Origin of the sequence: Kurthia zopfii, assembly GCF_003143955.1 — a bacterium.
In the GTDB taxonomy this organism is placed as follows: Bacteria; Bacillota; Bacilli; order Bacillales_A; family Planococcaceae; genus Kurthia; species Kurthia zopfii.
The window spans coordinates 14,991-32,493 of sequence record NZ_QFVS01000008.1; the positions used below are offsets into that span (position 1 = coordinate 14,991).

A 17,503-nucleotide genomic window follows, 5' to 3' on the forward strand; every position below is an offset into this window, starting at 1 on the left:
AATGACGGTTAATCCACGTTATCGGATTCCGAGATAGTTTAGATTTTCTAAACTAACTGAGGTGGTACCGCGAATATTTCGTCCTCATGAAGATTATTTCTTCATGGGGATTTTTTTATTCAAAAAACGAGCAGAGCAGAGGAGAGATTCGGATGAGAAAATATATTGAACGAGTTATGAAGTCGAAAAACTTAACCGCTATTGAGATGAAGGAAGCAAGTGAATTGATGTTTCATGAACAAACAGATGCGGAAGATATTAAGTCCTTTTTAATAGCATTACATGAAAAAGGTGAAACAGCTGTCGAAATGGCTTCATTGATCCAAGTGTTACAAGCTGACCTAAATTTGAAATCAAATGGAGCGCATTATTTTGATAATTGTGGTACAGGTGGAGATGGCTCGAATAGCTTTAATATTAGTACGACCGCTTCATTCACCCTTGCGGCGGCAGGGATTAAAGTGGCTAAAAATGGCAATCGGAAAGTTACTAGTTCGTCTGGTAGTACAGATTTATTAGAAGAGCTTCAAATTCCGACTACTATACCGCAAGCACGATTTGAAGATGAACTTCATGAAAAAGGCTTAGTCTTCATATTCGCACCGGCAATCTATCCAAAATTAAAACAGATGAGTGCGATTCGTAAAAGCATTCCAACGCCGACAATCTTTAACTTAATTGGTCCTTTGAGCAACCCGCTTCAATTAACATATCAATTGACTGGTATTAATAATCCAGCGTTATTACATGAATACGCAAAAGCATTACATCTGTTGGGGCGTGAGCGAGCAGTTGTCTTATCTGGTGAAGGGGGCATGGATGAAGCTTCACTACATGGTACGACGCAATGTATTTTATTAGATCACGGTGAACTGATTCCTTTTTCGATTACCGCTAATGAAGTTGGGTTACGTGAAAGTTCACTCGCAGATATAACAGGAGGAACACCCGCTGAAAATGCGGAAATATTCCATAGCATTATGGACGGAATTGACAGTCCTTATCAAGATGCCGTTGTATTTAATGCTGGAATTGCTTTGTTTATTGCTAATGAAGTAGAAACGATTCAGCAAGGTGTTAAAAAAGCACGGGAAATCATTCAATCAGGAAAAGCGAAAGAAATGTACGAAAAAATGAAAATGACGGTTTTGCAAAAAATCATTGAAACGAAAAAAACGGAAGTAGCCGAACTATTAAAACTCGAAAAACCGATGGATCAACAGTTGCCAATTTATTCATTAGCAGATCAATTATCGAATAGTGAGCAATTAAGAATTATTGCTGAATTCAAGCGAGCTTCACCTTCTAAAGGAATGATTAACGATCAACTGTCACCTATTGACACCGCTTTACAATATGAAACAGCAGGAGCGGCAGCCATTTCTGTTTTAACGGATCGTACTTACTTTAAAGGAAGTTTCCAAGACCTATATCAAGTAGCGACGCATGTGAAAGTTCCCGTACTTTGCAAAGATTTCATTATTGATGAGGTGCAAATTGATTACGCTCGTATTCACGGTGCTTCAGTCATTTTACTAATCGTAGCAGCACTTTCGAAAGAACGTATTTCGGAACTCTATCAATATGCTAAATACAAAGGAATGGAAGTATTAGTTGAAGTGCATGACGAGCGTGAATTACAAATCGCTACATCACTCGGAGCAAAAATAATTGGCATCAATAATCGAAATTTGCATACTTTTGAAGTAGATTTGAACCATTCAAAAACATTAATGAAAAATGCAAAAGTAGATTCAGATGTATTTTTCATAAGTGAAAGTGGCATTCAGAATACAGAAGATGCTCAAACTGTATCCGATGCGGGTGCAACGGCTATTCTAGTCGGTGAAACATTGATGACCGCAGAGAATATTCATAAAGTCTTCAATGAACTTTCAGTTGAAAAGAGGGAAGTAACATATGACAAAAGTTAAAATTTGCGGATTACAAACAATTGAACATATTCAATCAGCAGTTGAAAACGGTGTTGATTATATCGGATTCATGTTTGCGCCAAGTACGAGAAGAATCACAGTTGAAGAAGCGATTATTCTTAATGATAAAATCCCGCACAATGTCAAAACAGTCGGCGTATTTGTAAATGAAGCAATTGATATAATGAAAACAATCGCAGCAACTTTGAATTTGGACTATATCCAACTACATGGAGATGAAGGGCAAGATGTAATTGATGCACTAGCCCCTACACCTGTCATTAAAGCTATCACTTTAAAAACAAATTACGATTTATTAAAAATTCAATCATTACAACCAGCATTCTTTTTATTCGATGCTCCAGGACTGAAATACCGTGGTGGAAGTGGCCAAAGTTTCGATTGGACATTATTAGAAAACTTTAATCAATGTAAAGCCCCTTATTTTATAGCAGGCGGACTTCATTCAGAAAATGTCCTACAAGCAATTAAACAAACAAAGCCATATGCAGTGGATGTATCAAGCGGCGTAGAATTGGATGGCATTAAAAATATCGGAAAAATCAAACAATTTTTAACAACTACAAAGAGCGGAGAGATGCAATATGACAACAACTACTAAAGGGAAGTTCGGAAAATATGGTGGTCAGTTCGTACCGGAAACATTAATGACCGCATTGAAGGAACTTGAAGAAGCTTATGATCAAGCAAAAGAAGATCCAACTTTTATCAATGAATTACAATACTATTTAAAAGACTATGTAGGACGAGAAAATCCACTATTTTATGCAGAGCAGTTAACAAAAAAACTAAATGGACCAAAAATCTATTTAAAACGTGAAGATTTAAACCATACTGGCGCACATAAAATCAATAACGCACTTGGCCAAGTATTATTAGCGAAACGAATGGGCAAAAAGAAAGTAGTCGCAGAAACGGGCGCTGGTCAACATGGTGTCGCTACAGCTACAGTATGCGCATTATTCGATTTGGAATGTGTCGTATTTATGGGACGTGAAGATGTGAAACGCCAAGAGTTGAATGTTTTCCGAATGGAATTATTAGGCGCAACAGTTGTTCCAGTCGATTCAGGTTCAGCTACTTTGAAAGATGCTTGTAATGAAGCACTCCGCTACTGGGTCGCAAATGTGGAGGATACGCACTATATTCTAGGTTCGGCATTAGGTCCTCATCCATTCCCGACAATTGTTCGTGATTTACAACGCGTAATTGGTGATGAAACGCGTAGACAAATTTTGGACAAGGAAAATCGATTACCTGATGCAGTAGTAGCTTGTGTAGGTGGAGGTAGTAATGCAATCGGTATGTTTACACCTTTTATCGAAGATTCTGAAGTAAAAATGTATGGTGTAGAAGCAGCAGGAAAAGGAATTCAATCAGGGGAACATGCTGCTGCACTTGCCGAATTAAAAGAAGGTGTACTTCACGGCTGCTATATGTACTTAATGCAAGATGATCATGGCATGGTACAAGAAGCGGTATCGATTTCTGCAGGGTTAGATTATCCAGGTGTTGGACCAGAGCATTGCCATTTGAAAGATTTAGGTAGAGTACAATATAGTTCCGCTACGGATGAAGAAGCAATCGAAGGGTTCAAGCTACTTTCAAGAACTGAAGGAATCATTCCAGCACTAGAAAGTTCTCATGCAATTGCTTATGCGGCAAAACTTGCAAAAGAAATGTCAGAAGACGAGATCATGGTCATCTGTCTATCAGGTAGAGGCGATAAAGATGTCGCACAAGTGAAGGAATTGTTAGGAGGGAATGTTCATGCGTAAATCATTACAACAAACTATTGAAAATAGAACTCTTTCAGAAAAAGCAATTATTCCATATATTATGGCAGGGGATGGTGGTTTTGATCGAACATTAACGGCCATTAAATTATTACAAGAGAGCGGAGCAACTGCATTAGAATTAGGGATTCCATTTTCAGATCCAGTTGCAGATGGGCCAATCATTGAAGCGGCAGGCATTAGAGCTTTACGAAGCGGGGTAAATATAACGAATACACTTTCGTTTTTACAAGCAAATAAAGATGCAATCAAAATCCCGATTATTATTATGACGTATTTGAATCCGATTTTTAATATGGGGGTAGCGTCATTTGTGAAACAAGCAATTGCCGCAAATGTAAAAGGATTAATCATTCCGGATATGCCGATCGAAGAAAAAGAACTGATTTCAGCACATTTAGAAAATACGGATTTAGCATTGATTCAATTAGTATCTTTAACGAGTTCAGAAAGTCGAATTGCGCAAATTGCGGATCAATCAGAAGGCTTTTTATATGCTGTGACATTAAACGGAACGACAGGTAGTACAGCAACAGGAGATGAACAACTACAAAATCACTTAAGAAAAGTAAAATCGCTATCAAAAATCCCCGTCTTAGCTGGATTTGGCATTCATGATCGTCATACCGCAGAGATAATTAGCCAGAATATTGACGGCGTAATTGTCGGAAGTGCATTTGTGCAAGCGCTGCATGAAGGCAATGAGGAATTTATTCACACTTTTTTCAAAAATAAGGTGAAACTATTTTAAGCTAATCTCGTATATTAATGAACGGGAGGCGAAATTACATGAACCATCACGATTTATTAGATCAATATTTTGCTAGATTAAAAAAGGAATTATCTTCAAAATTCACAAAAGATCATCGAATGTTAATTGCATCAACGTTTTTATCACTTGAAGAACAATTTAACGAAGATCAGTTCTTTGAACAATATGAAGTTGCTCATAAAAATAATAAATGGTATAGCGTTGATCGTATGTATCCAATCATTCCGATTACGTATGTTTTTTATTCATTAAATGGTGAAAGAACCTATGAAGAATTGAAGTCATTACGTGATTTAACGAAGCAATCTAAATTCAAACAAAGCCCTTATGCTCAATTACAATCTGTCTTAATTAATAAAAATAGTCCGAAAGAACATACGATGAACGCTGCTGAATTATATAACGACTTCCGCTCAAGACATATGTTTTTAACTGGTGGCGAAGATTATACAAATTCATTTTTGCTAACTAAAAATTCCACTAAATCAATCGAGAGTCTTGGAAAAGTTAGTAGATTATATTATGACGAGCTTTGTAAAAATGGTTTTTCAAAAGGCGATAATTTGCAAACAGCCTCTCAGTTTTTAACGTATTTATCAAATGATTATATTGAAATGATTCCACAGTATGTAGGGTCAATTCAAGAATCCTTTGCAAAACAAACGAAAATAAAATCAATGATGGCTCCGTTTTTCGCATTGCTAGCAATGATCGAAGTGAATGAGGAAGATATTACTTACATTTCAAGTGTTTATAATGAAATCATGGAATCTTTCAAAATGTCTTGGTATAAGGAATCTTCTTTTGCAGCAGCAGTCTTATTGGGGATCTTAGCGAAAGAACATCCAATGAAAAAAGAAGTGCTGGAGATTTATCGAGCGCATATACTTTGCTCGTTAATTCCGCAACAAATTATCCAAAGGCAAAGCAGTTCAAATGCAGCAACATAAAAAAAGAGTATGGGTCGTGTAATTCACACGATCCATACTCTTTTAAATTTTTGAGATTAGTGATCTACTGAACCTGAAGTAGCAACCCCTGTATTCGCTTTAACCTTAACTTCTGCGTATTTCTTCGCATCAGATTTAGCGCCAACTAATGAACCAATCCAACCTGCTAAGAAACCAAGTGGAACTGATACGATTGCTGGGTTAGTAAGAGGGAATAATGGTGTACCAGTGAAGATCGCAGTGCCTTCAGGACTCCAAATATTCGGACTTACAATTACTAATACTAAAGCAGAAATTAAACCTGTTAACATTGCAGCCATTGCACCAGTAGTGTTGAACTTTTTGTAGTAAATTGTGTAAATAATTACTGGTAAGTTTGCAGATGCAGCAATACAGAATGCAAGTGATACTAAGAATGCTACGTTAAGTGTTTGAGCACCTAATGCAAGTAAGATTGAGAATAGAGAAACGCCTAATGAAGCCCAACGAGCAGCTAACATTTGTTGTCTTTCAGTAGCCTTACCTTTTTTGATGATTTGACCATAAATATCATGTGCAAATGCAGATGCGCCAGAAAGTACTAAACCGGCTACTACTGCTAAGATTGTTGCGAATGCAACAGCACAGATGAACGACATTAGAATATCTCCACCAAGGACATCTGCTAGAAGTGGGGCAGCCATATTACCAGCTGGGTTAGCAGCGATAATTGCGTCAGCACCAACGAATGCAGCAGCACCAAAACCTAAGAAGATTGTTAGGATGTAGAATACGCCTACAATCCAAGTTGCAGTAACAACTGAGCTACGTGCAGTTTTTGCGTCTTTTACAGTGAAGAAACGCATTAAGATATGTGGTAAACCTGCAGTACCAAGTACAAGAGCAATCATCATCGACATTGTATCAATGCCGTTTGTATATTTAACCCCTGCGTTTAAGTATGCGTCACCATGTGGTTGGTGAGTTTTAACATATGAGAACATTTCCATGATGTTAAAGTTGAATTTCATCAGTACTAGTACAGAGATAATAACCGTACCAAGCATTAATAAAACTGCTTTAATGATTTGTACCCATGAAGTTGCACCCATACCGCCCCATAATACGTAGATTGTCATCATAACCCCTACGATAATAACAGCGAATTTGTAATCAATGCCTAGTAATAATTGAATTAATGCACCAGCACCAACTAATTGCGCGATCATGTAGAATAATACAATTACGATTGAACTTACAGCAGCAGTACCACGAATTTTCTTTTGGTTGAAACGTGCTGTAATCATATCCGCTAAAGTGTATTTTCCTAAGTTTCTTAAAGGCTCAGCAACGATGTAAAGTACTACTAAGTAAGCTACTAAGTAACCAAGAGAGTAGAAGAATCCATCAAAACCGAATAGTGCGATTGCACCGGCGATCCCTAAGAATGAAGCTGCAGATAAGTAGTCACCTGCGATTGCGATACCATTTTGCCAACCAGTTAAACCGCCACCAGCTGTGTAGAAATCTTGTGCTGAATTATTCTTTTTAGAAGCAAGGTATGTTACGAATAATGTGATCCCAACAATACCTACGAAAAACGCAATACCAATTCCGCTCATTCCGTCTGTCATTTGAATTCACCGTCCTTAACCTTCTCGATAATTTTGCCTGCATCCTTATCGAAAGTATTCGCTTTTTTAACATAGATTGTTACCAAAGTCCAAACCATGATGAATTGAGCGATTGCAAACACCCAAACCCATGTAATGTCACCAAATGCTTTTTGGTGAAGCACTTTTGTAAACGAAGTTAAGACTGGCAGTGTGAAATAAAATAGCAGGAAGAAAATTGAAACAGGTACGATAAATTTGTTCTTCTTCTTTACAAGTGCTTTGAACTCTGGGCTCTGCGAGATATTTACATACTCTTGTTCAGTAATTTCTGAATTATCAGTTTTTGGAGAATCGTTATTTTCCAAAACATCAGACCCTTGTAATTTTTGATCCATAGAAGTATGCCTCCTTTTTTTAGTTAATATGGTAGAGCGAGGAAACATTTCCTATCCCTGAGTTAATATTATTTGAAAGCGTTTTAAAAAGCAATACTTTTTATCTAAAAAATTAATTTTTTCTTTAATAGGTACTAAATTATCTACTTTAAACAAAAAATATCTTATGCATTTTGTTGATAAGTCGTGATATACCAATCGTTTAAGCGGTTTTTATCTATTTAATGTTATTTTTTTGCTCGCATTAGATAATTTGATTTATAAGTACTGTTTTTTAGATAATTAAAGATTTTTCGAGATATTATCTGTATGAATTACAAAATTACAGTTTTTTCGAATTATAGAAAATGGATCTTCGCTAAAAACTTCTCCTTCTCCTTTCTTTTTTAATTTCCATTTTACTTAAAAATACCCATTTTCATTTATTGTAAAACCCTTTTTTATCTTTTATGGAAAATAATTGCTTCCTCTTTTTGCAGGGGGGTAAAGACATAATTTCGTAATTTCATACACTGCATTTAGATTTTACGTAACTTCATTTCAATATTCTGAAAATAAAAATAAAAAGACTCTTTCGAAAATGAGTCTTTTTATTTTAAATGTGAACCAAGTACATCATCATTCCATCCGTTTACTGCATTGTTAGATCGTTCAATGATTTTCTGTAAATAAATCATTGTTGTATCGATTTTTTCATGCCCTAAAGAGCGCATAATATCATACACATCTACTTTATTTAAGTGGGAGATAATCGCATATGCATGGCGAAAACTATGCGTCGTCACATTGCTTTGTATATGAAGATGCGCTAATTTCTCGTGTATGACTTTTTTCAATGCCTGCGCTAAATAAGAGGGCGTATACTTTTTACCGTTTCTAGTCACAAATAACGGGGCATGATCTTCGCTATTATTGAGTGAACTCAAATAATAAGTTTGGCGGTATTTTAATATTTTATCCAAAACAATTCGTTTGATTGGCACATCGCGTCGTTTATTCCCTTTACCGACTACTTCGAAATAATATCCACCAATAATCGTGTCTTGTTTAATGCTACCCATTGTTAAATTGCATAATTCCTCATTTCGCAAACCGGTCGTAACCAGTGTCAGAACCATTGTATAGTAGCGGAAATCAACCTCTAATAAACCGTCTAAAATCCTTTGTACCTCAAATGGACCTAAATCCTTATTTGGTCGATCATCTTTGCGAACGCTCGCTATTTTGAGCCCGGCAGCTGCATTATGCGTCGTATATTTTGATTCGTAAAGGAAAGTGAAAAACGATTTAAGAATCGTCGTTTTACGCGATAAGGAAGCGGGGGAATAGGTATTGCCTTTTAATATGTACGGACTGCTGGTCGCAAGCCATTCTTGGTATTTCCTTAAATGTCTTCCTTCTATTTGTTTTAGGAGGGAATCACTAACATCCCCGTATAAATCAAGCTGCATTTCTTCATTATAATGGAGGATATTCATAATAAACTGTTTTAATTCTCGCATATATTCGATTTTCGTTCGTTCACTATTTTCCTTACTTCGATCTAAATGCTTCTGTTGATGTATATACCAAAAGATTAGATCAACATCTGAAAAACCAGAAAATCGATCAAAATTGGATTTTTCATTTGAATCCTGTTTATATTGCAACTCAAAATAATACTGCTCATTATTTTCAACAATTTCAAATTGATTCATAATTGTTAAGTCTTGCATGACAATTCATCCTTTTTCTCAATGTGATTAAATCCAACTAACTGGTGGTTTTATGTGAAATGGAAAATTAAGTTACTTCGTTTCAATTTTCTGATTATTAATGTATTTTAATAAAATAACACGTTTTATTTAAGTTATTATATCATGAAAACTAACATAAACAAATAGTCCCTTTGTTTATGTTTAGGGATTAAATGGGAATTTATAGCGGTTTTTACGGTTGAATTCAAAATAAAAAGAGCCGCCTTGAGCAAGGCAGCTCTTAAAATACATTCATGATTGAATAACAGCAAAGGTCATTGTTAAGTAGGTAGATACAGGCATATTGATGATTGTTCTAGAAAGTTGTTCACCATTTTCTAAATTAATTTCATTTATAGCCAACATTTTATTTATCAACAAAATATTCTTTACCATTTAATTCATAAGATTCTAAAATAACTTTATCTTTTTTAGAATTTTTATAATAATAATATTTTTTTGGATCATTTTTCACTTTAACATAAACCTGATAATTTTGATCACCACTCAAATTCGCAATAAATGGTTCTATCTCCTCTATATCTTCTTTATTTACCATTTTTTTATTAATCAAATGATCTAAAACTTCATTTTTTACATAATTTTTTTTAAAACTAATATAACCAAAAATACAACCAACTATAATTAATAAACTACAAAGAACAATCAAAAATTTCTTCAAATATAACGTCCCCTTTTATATAAAATAATTTTTCAAAATCCAATTCCATTGCGCCACAATTGAATACGCTATTTCTTCTTCATTCAACTTTTCATCATCCACTCGTATCAAATCGCCGTCTTCAACATCATCTAAATTCAATTGCTTATGTACTTTTTTTAACAAACCACCATATGCAATCATTCGCTTACGGTATAAACCTTCTTCCAAGTCTTTCACAACTTCTAAATCATTTACTAGATTACCAGTCAGATAGTCGGAATCTTTCACCGAATATTTTGCAGTTTCTTGCACCGCAACTTGAATTGCAGTGACTTCTCTTTTCTGGTTACGTTTTTTATTTTTGACAGCTTCAATGTGAACAACTGGAACATAATCTAACTTCATAGCTTTTTGCCAAAGACTTGTCCAATCTTCTTGCGACAAATAATTTTCAGCACCCTTAAAATATTTTGATTCAACACACAACAATACATGCATGTGCTGATTGTACGAACCGTCTTTTTTATTGACCGTAACTTCTGTGGATCGCATGAAGCCAATCATGTTCTGAGCTACTTTTTTATATTTCATTAAACGGTTAAAACCTTGTGCCATTACTTTTAAACTTTTATCTAGCGCTTTACCATCAAATACATTCTTGACCGTCAGTGTTAAGAAAAGCCATCTCGCTTTTGGTTTTTGGCGGATAACTTCTTCCACAATTTTGGTTGTTTGAATACTTCGTTTCATCGTTTTCCTCCAATTGCACATCGGACATAACGGTGACTTACAAAACCATGCTTTCGCTAATTTCATGCGCCCTTCATGCGTAATATCAAACTCTAATATTTCACCACGTACATTGTCATCCGATTCAGCTTTCACTTGATTGACCGCATAATACAGATAGCCTTTATAGTAGGTTAATGCTGGATTACCAGGCAAGCCAGATTTTGAGTATTCATCATCTAAATCTAATTTCTTTGAAGAAACAACATCCCCGTTTTTTAAATCAACGTGATGGATGTACGCGATTGCATCCGGATCAGCTGTCGTAATGTATGCGTCATCCCTTTCAATATGTATGGAATGTGTAATAGTAAGAGATTTTTTATTACTTGGTTTATTACGATGCCAATAAACTAGTTTTTTACCATCTTTTAATTCTCCAGCAATATCATAGATCACATAATCATTATTCGATTGAATTGAAAATGAATGACTCAAATTTTCATTGAAATTAATTGACTCAATTTTACCTGTTTTTAAATCTATTGAAGAGCGTTGGGCAGAGCGATTATTTACGACATATGCTTGATTGTTCGTTGACGTCATACTAATCGGTTCTGCTAAATCTTGTTTAGTACTTTGCGATAAAAACTTCCCTGATTCATCAATGACATAAAATGCTCCTGTATTAGCGTCTTTCAAACTTTTCAACTCCGAAAAGGCTAATACATATTTGCCGCTTTTCATGTTTAATGAATCCGTTGCTTTAGGCATGTTTTATATAAGCTGTACTTCTTTTTCTCCTAAAGTAGGGGAATAAGTCATATAAAGAATTAGACGTGGTAAAAAGTATGCTGCCGCTGCAACGACTACTATAATGCTCCCAATCATGTAAAACCATTTAAATTTTTTCATTTTAAACTCCTAATTTATAGAATATTAGCGTTATTACTTCCAATAATAACATATAAATATACGCTTATAGTATGGTTTATTATCGGATAGCATTAACCATACAGGAGAGAAAAAAACATCAATAATTTAGGAGGTTCATATGCCATTTTCAAGTATTTATTTTCTAGTCATCATTGGATTAGTATGGTTTGTATTGCTTATAAAGTTTCGAGAACATAAAGATTTCAAGGTTTCGTCGATTATTTTATCATTCTTTACTTTACTAGTATTGTTTATATTTATGTCGGATACGTTGGATTATTGGAATAAGAAGCAGGGGAATTTCCAGCGAATCTCCGGATCTTGTGAAGTATATTATGAGGAAGCGGTAGGGAGAGGGACGGACCCCTCCTTCAACGTCTTCATCGATGATGTCTTATATAGTTCAGCTGATATTAAAGCATTCGAAGCTAATAAAGAGGGCACTTACGAGTGTACCATTCAAGTTCTTCCTATTACAGAAACGCTCTATAACATTGAATAGTTTGTATGTGTACAGCCAATGACCAAAAATCTTTGGCTTTTATAATTTTATTATGTAAACTAATTAGGCATAAAGGTTTAACTAATAATAATATCCAAAAATTAGTAGAACATTATTGCACTTAATTTAAAATGTATATTTTGTATTTATTTGATAATTTATACATTCTTCATCTTGATTTGTAATATAATCTTAAAAATAAACTATTAATACTTTTTTTATAGTAATAACTGTATTACGATAGAAAATATCGTTTAGGGTAAAAAGGTATAGTGATTTTGACCTTTATTTTAAATAAATGAGTATTTATAATCACCTTTATGGTAAAATACTAGTATTAAGGGTATTGGAGGAGGGTGTATATATGGATATTTTGATGGATGCAACTTTAGAATTATTAGATAGTTCAAAATTAGATGAAATGCAGCATAAAGATATTATTTCCGCTATTGATCAATCAATTATAGTCGCTATTACAAATGCACAGGGACAGATAATATCCGTGAATAAACAATTTTGTGAGATTTCTAAATATTCAGTTACTGAATTAATTGGACAAAATCATAGAATTATCAACTCTGGATATCATTCAAAAATGTTTTTCAAGAAAATGTGGCAAACAATTAGCAGCGGCAAGATTTGGAATGGGGAGATTTGCAATCGCGCTAAGGATGGTAATCTATATTGGGTACAGACTGTAATCGTACCGTTTATAAATGAATTTGGAAAACCTTATCAATACATATCAATTCGAACGGATATTACGGAACAAAAAAACGCTCAAAGATTTGAGCATTTAGCTTATCATGATGAATTAACCGGTCTGAAAAATAGACGTAAACTTAGAATGACATATGACCAGATGATTAAATATAACTCAACTTCAGAAGATGCATTTTTATTAATATCAATAAATCGTTTTAAACGGATCAATGAGGGTTTTGGCCACCATGTGGGCGATTTATTCCTAGTAACTGTAGCAAAATTCCTTGACGATCTAGTCAGTATTAACGGCACTGTATTTCAATATTTAGGCGATCAATTTGCTGTCATTTGTAAAACGATTGACTATCATAAAATCGTTAATTTGATTCTTCAAAGGTTTAATGATATTTTTATTGTCGATAAATTTGAATTTTTCAGTTCGGTAAGTATCGGTGTTCATCCTTCGATTCGTACAATTGGGAATTTTGATGAAGTTATTCGTACAACCGATATTGCTTTGTCCCATGCGAAAGAGAAAAAAGGGAATTATTTCATTGAATATGATGAGAATATGAACTATCGACTTGAAGATCAAATCATTCTCGAAAAGAAATTAAGAGATGCGATCAAAAATCGAGCATTCGACTTATACTATCAACCTAAATACGACGTAAGAAGTAAGGAAATAAGAGAAGTTGAAGCATTGATCAGATGGTTTGATCCAGTTAGTGGTTGGATTCCACCATCAGAATTCATCGATTTTGCTGAACAACTTGGATTGATGTCAGTCATAGGGGAATATGTATTAGAAACAGCGTGTAAACAAGCTGTTTATTGGCAGAAAACACAGAATAAAAACATAAAAATATCAGTAAATATTTCGCCGTTACATTTAAAAGAGCGTAATTTCATCATGAATTTAAAGAAAATCATGGAGCGTACAGGTTGTCCTGCTGAACTTTTAGAAATTGAGATTACGGAGAATTCATTATTGCACAATACAGGTTTAATTGAGCGTACATTCGATCGATTAAAAAAAATTGGTATTTCTATTGCGCTTGATGATTTTGGAAAAGGTTTTTCATCATTAAGTTATTTAAAGAACTTTCCAATTGATACATTAAAAATAGATCAAACTTTCGTAATGGGCTTAAAAGAAGATACAAATGATGAAAATATGGTAAGAGCAATCATTGGTCTAGCGAAGATTTTCAATATGAAAGTCGTTGCTGAAGGTGTTGAAACATGTTCAGAAAAAATGATTATTGAAAGAGCTGATTGTGATTTTTTACAAGGTTACTTTTTCTCGAAACCTCTTCCATCACACAAAATCGAACACCTATTTAAAAAAGAGTTTTCATAATAAAAGTCTAAGAGAGTTCGGTTTCGTATACCGAACTCCTTTTTTGAATATAAATCACTATATATAATATTATTATGTAAACTAAATGAAACTGGGTTTATTTTGAAAAATGAAACTAAATACAGTTGTAAAAAATATTCAATACTGTTTACAGTGTATATATGGGGGATCTATACATTATTGAAAATTTTAAGGGGGGCGTTTACATGTTACAAAGTTTATTATTTCAAGTTCAATTTAAATTATCAGCTCTATCTGATGCTGAACAAGCCGTTGCGAAATATGTCTTAGCAAATGCTGAAGAAGTCATTCATTTATCAACGCAGCAGTTAGCAAAGAGGGCCGGGGTGAGCAATGCGACGATTACACGTTTTTGTAAATCAGTTGGGACTAAAGGATTTCCTGATTTCAAAATAATTATGTCATCAGAAATCGCTTCACCGCATTCGATTCAAGAAGAGTTAAAACCGGATGATTCTTTAAATCAAATAAAGCATCAATTATCATTAAGAATGACATCAGCTATTAAGGAAAGGGAATCACTTGTCCAAAATAATTCGATTGAATCCTGTACAAAACTTTTAAAAAATGCAGATGAGATCGTAGTTTATGGAATTGGCGCTTCACATATTATTGCGAAAGATTTAGCGCAGAAATTCATCCGAATTGGGAAGTCTGTTTTGGATACTCAAGATACGCATCTTGTATTATCTTCTCTTGCATCCAATCCGCGCAAGAAAGCAATGATTCTAATCTCTAATTCAGGTGAAAAGCTGGAGATTAATACGATTGCGAAAGTTTGTAATGAGTTTTCGATACCGATTATAAGCATCGTATCGGATGCTGAAAGCACATTAGCTACTAAGTCAACTGTCATACTACTACACAGTAAGATTGAGATGGTAGACACGCTTAGAAGCGCTTCAACAGCTTCTCTAATTGCGCAGCATTATTTAGTTGATTTACTTTACTACCATTACTTAGCGGATAACTATCACGATCATGTTGAGAAATTGAAGACTACTTATGCCGTCGTGAGAGAAAATCTCCATTAATTGATCAGGAACCTGAATTCATAGATTATTTTTATAATATTATTATGTAAACTAAGTAGAGTTAGAAAAGGTGAATCATGTTTTTCATACACGATTCACCTTTTTTTATTCATATGTGACTTTATAATCTTCTGGTTTAATCCATTTCATTTTTCTTTCAAATAATCTGATGAAGAAAAGATTCAATATGATTGGTAGTACGATGAACATCATGATTGAAATTAGTATACTTGAAGGACTCCAGTTTTCGATTGATAAATATTTAAGGGGACCAACGAATCCTGCTAGGCCAAATCCTGCAGAGTATGGATCACCAGTAATTTTGAAAATGCCGGCCAAAGCACCTAGTATGGCAGCGGTAATGATTGTAGGAGCTGCGATTTTTGGTTTCATAAAGAAGTTGCGCATTTGAATTTTAGCAGAAGCGATATGCGCCAATGATGTACCAAAATTATTGGCACGGTAGGATGCGATTGCCATGCCGACACCCGATGCACAAACGCCTAGATTAGCTGCACCCGCTCCAATACCTGAAATCATAATTACCGTCGCAACGCCAATTGTAGAAATTGGTGATAAAATTAATAAAGAAAAAATCATCGCAATTAACATACCCATAACGATTGGCTGTAGATCTGTTAAGAACATGATTCCTACACCTATGTAATTTGAGCCTGATCGTACAAATGGCAATGTGAACATTCCAATCAGACCTGGAATGAAAATTGATAGGGCAGGCATTAATAAAAGTGTATAATCTTTAAGCCTTGTACCAATCCATTGCACAAATATTACTGCGATTGCTGCTGTAATTCCTATATTTATAACAACACCGATTCCTGCCATCGTCATGCCTGTTTCTGTAAAACTGACAACGCCAGAACCTACCATTGTCGCTAATCCTACGCTCATCGTTTGAATTTGCGTTAATTTGAATTGAATTCCGACCAATACACCAATAATTACAGGCAGTAAACTCGTTGCTAAAATAGATATATTTAAAAACGTCTCGAGGACTGTTTTGATTTCTGGGAATATTTGAATCATTAATTTTAAAATTTCGCCAACTAAGGCATTTGGAATCAAACAAACGACTATTCCTAAACTCATACCTGTAAGAACTTTACTCATGAAATCTTTCAAAAAAATCATTTCCTTTCTGACTGAGAAACACTGTTATTAGTAGTACTAAGTGTATCTTTAACTTATTTTTCAGTCAATACAGAAAAATCTGATAATTGAAGTGGATTTAAGTATTACAGAGAATTCGCGAATTAAACAGCGTAATTTCGTATATTTGACGTTTTCGCCATAAAATGTAACCGCTTTACTACTTAAAAAAACCAGATAATGCTATACTTTATTTACTAAGGAGGTTTTATTCTATGTTAAAATTAGAAACAAAATATGAAAAAAACAGCACGGATTTAGTTGAAATGTTGGAAGGTCATGTATACATTAATGGTGCGCATTTAAGTGTTTTTACATATATCATTGATGGCGTTTTAATTGATACAAGCTCAGAAACATTGTTAGACGGTTTTACAAATTGGATTAAGAATTATAAAGTTGATCAAGTTTTCATTACACATAATCACGAGGATCATACGGGTGGAGCAGCTTGGATCGATAAAAACCTATGTATTCCGATCTATATTCATCCTATGTCTGTGGAAGTTTGCAAAGATTTGGAGCAAACGCCTACGTATAGACAAATCACTTGGGGAAGACGCGGTGCATTCAATGCTCAACCTTTTTCTAAGCAGATGACTTCTCAAAAGTACACTTGGGAAATTATCGAAACGCCCGGTCATACGAGAGATCATCTTTCATTTTACTGCGTGGAAGAAAAAATCTTATTCTCGGGTGATCTTTTCGTTTTAGCTCATACGAAAGCGATTTTATCGACTGAAAATATGCAAGATACACTCGCTTCATTAAGAAAAGTATTAACTTATGATTTTGAAGAAGTCTATTGCTGTCATGCTGGGTATTTGAAAAACGGGCGTGAAATGTTACAAGAAAAAATTCGCTATCTTGAACAATTACAAGAAGAAAGTAAAGTATTATATAATCAAAAGCTTCCGATTGCAGAAATAACGCAGAAATTATTTCCTAAAAAATATGCAATTGAGGATTTTTCAAATGGGGAATGGGCCTCAACTCACATTATTCGATCACTAATTAAAGATACTCCAACTAAATCCTCATAATTCGGGTATGAATAGGGCACTTTGATTCTTATTTTAGATGAGGCGATTTATTTAGAGGTATCGGTGGCATAGTAACTCGAAATAGGCAATCAGTTAAAAAAGAAGCATATAATAGTAGAAATTATTTATCTAATGCT

The 17,503-nt window shown here is 34.4% G+C and carries 16 protein-coding genes and 1 other annotated feature (1 of these 17 running past the window's edge); of the genes, 9 read left to right on the forward strand and 7 right to left on the reverse strand.

Annotated elements, in window-relative coordinates; genetic code table 11:
* Positions 1-89, forward strand: a binding site (T-box leader) (it extends 124 nt beyond the left edge of the window).
* A gap of 63 nt (positions 90-152) precedes the next feature.
* Genes trpC through DF281_RS04670 form a run of 5 tightly spaced genes read left to right on the forward strand, consistent with a single transcriptional unit; the run spans position 153 to position 5,473 of the window.
* Positions 153-1,934, forward strand: coding sequence for an indole-3-glycerol phosphate synthase TrpC (trpC, locus tag DF281_RS14885; protein WP_109349082.1), 1,782 nt, complete (start codon positions 153-155; stop codon positions 1,932-1,934).
* Positions 1,921-2,556 (forward strand): phosphoribosylanthranilate isomerase, encoded by a 636-nt coding sequence (locus DF281_RS04655; RefSeq protein ID WP_109349083.1) that lies wholly within the window; start codon positions 1,921-1,923, stop codon positions 2,554-2,556. The genes trpC and DF281_RS04655 overlap by 14 nt, the downstream gene beginning before the upstream one ends.
* A complete protein-coding gene (gene trpB, locus DF281_RS04660; RefSeq protein WP_109349084.1) occupies positions 2,540-3,733 on the forward strand; it encodes a tryptophan synthase subunit beta in 1,194 nt (397 codons plus the stop codon). The genes DF281_RS04655 and trpB overlap by 17 nt, the downstream gene beginning before the upstream one ends.
* On the forward strand, positions 3,726-4,502 hold the full coding sequence (gene trpA / locus DF281_RS04665) for a tryptophan synthase subunit alpha (RefSeq protein WP_109349085.1): 777 nt from the start codon (positions 3,726-3,728) through the stop codon (positions 4,500-4,502). The genes trpB and trpA overlap by 8 nt, the downstream gene beginning before the upstream one ends.
* Positions 4,503-4,540: 38 nt before the next feature.
* Entirely contained in the window at positions 4,541-5,473 is a 933-nt protein-coding gene (locus DF281_RS04670; protein WP_166636076.1) for a DUF4003 family protein, read from the forward strand.
* 56 nt (positions 5,474-5,529) lie between these two features.
* On the opposite strand, the gene DF281_RS04675 is transcribed toward DF281_RS04670, so the two are convergent.
* From DF281_RS04675 to DF281_RS14700, 6 genes are all read right to left on the reverse strand, one after another.
* Positions 5,530-7,074, reverse strand: coding sequence for a solute symporter family protein (locus tag DF281_RS04675; protein WP_109349155.1), 1,545 nt, complete (start codon positions 7,072-7,074; stop codon positions 5,530-5,532).
* A gap of 8 nt (positions 7,075-7,082) precedes the next feature.
* Positions 7,083-7,463, reverse strand: coding sequence for a DUF485 domain-containing protein (locus tag DF281_RS04680; RefSeq protein WP_109349087.1), 381 nt, complete (start codon positions 7,461-7,463; stop codon positions 7,083-7,085).
* A gap of 590 nt (positions 7,464-8,053) precedes the next feature.
* A complete protein-coding gene (locus tag DF281_RS04685) occupies positions 8,054-9,178 on the reverse strand; it encodes a tyrosine-type recombinase/integrase (RefSeq protein WP_109349088.1) in 1,125 nt (374 codons plus the stop codon).
* A 388-nt stretch (positions 9,179-9,566) separates the two neighbouring features.
* Positions 9,567-9,881: a DUF3139 domain-containing protein gene (locus DF281_RS04690; RefSeq protein ID WP_109349089.1), complete on the reverse strand. Its 315-nt coding sequence runs from the start codon at positions 9,879-9,881 to the stop codon at positions 9,567-9,569.
* A gap of 15 nt (positions 9,882-9,896) precedes the next feature.
* A complete protein-coding gene (locus DF281_RS04695) occupies positions 9,897-10,679 on the reverse strand; it encodes a protein rep (RefSeq protein ID WP_240605513.1) in 783 nt (260 codons plus the stop codon).
* Positions 10,680-11,369: 690 nt separating this feature from the next.
* Positions 11,370-11,507 (reverse strand): hypothetical protein, encoded by a 138-nt coding sequence (locus DF281_RS14700; RefSeq protein ID WP_166636075.1) that lies wholly within the window; start codon positions 11,505-11,507, stop codon positions 11,370-11,372.
* A 139-nt stretch (positions 11,508-11,646) separates the two neighbouring features.
* On the opposite strand from DF281_RS14700, the gene DF281_RS04700 reads away from it, so the two are divergent.
* The 3 genes from DF281_RS04700 to DF281_RS04710 all read left to right on the forward strand — a co-directional run bounded on the left by DF281_RS04700 (position 11,647) and on the right by DF281_RS04710 (position 15,153).
* On the forward strand, positions 11,647-12,030 hold the full coding sequence (locus tag DF281_RS04700) for a hypothetical protein (RefSeq protein WP_109349090.1): 384 nt from the start codon (positions 11,647-11,649) through the stop codon (positions 12,028-12,030).
* A 364-nt stretch (positions 12,031-12,394) separates the two neighbouring features.
* A complete protein-coding gene (locus DF281_RS04705) occupies positions 12,395-14,098 on the forward strand; it encodes a sensor domain-containing protein (RefSeq protein WP_109349091.1) in 1,704 nt (567 codons plus the stop codon).
* Positions 14,099-14,304: 206 nt separating this feature from the next.
* Positions 14,305-15,153: a MurR/RpiR family transcriptional regulator gene (locus DF281_RS04710; RefSeq protein ID WP_166636074.1), complete on the forward strand. Its 849-nt coding sequence runs from the start codon at positions 14,305-14,307 to the stop codon at positions 15,151-15,153.
* A 105-nt stretch (positions 15,154-15,258) separates the two neighbouring features.
* Here DF281_RS04710 and DF281_RS04715 read toward each other — a convergent pair whose 3' ends face one another.
* The gene (locus DF281_RS04715; protein WP_109349093.1) at positions 15,259-16,296 is read right to left on the reverse strand and encodes a PTS sugar transporter subunit IIC; all 1,038 of its coding nucleotides are present in this window, start codon (positions 16,294-16,296) and stop codon (positions 15,259-15,261) included.
* Between the two features lie 242 nt (positions 16,297-16,538).
* On the opposite strand from DF281_RS04715, the gene DF281_RS04720 reads away from it, so the two are divergent.
* On the forward strand, positions 16,539-17,366 hold the full coding sequence (locus DF281_RS04720) for an MBL fold metallo-hydrolase (protein ID WP_109349094.1): 828 nt from the start codon (positions 16,539-16,541) through the stop codon (positions 17,364-17,366).
* Positions 17,367-17,503 lie beyond the last annotated feature (137 nt).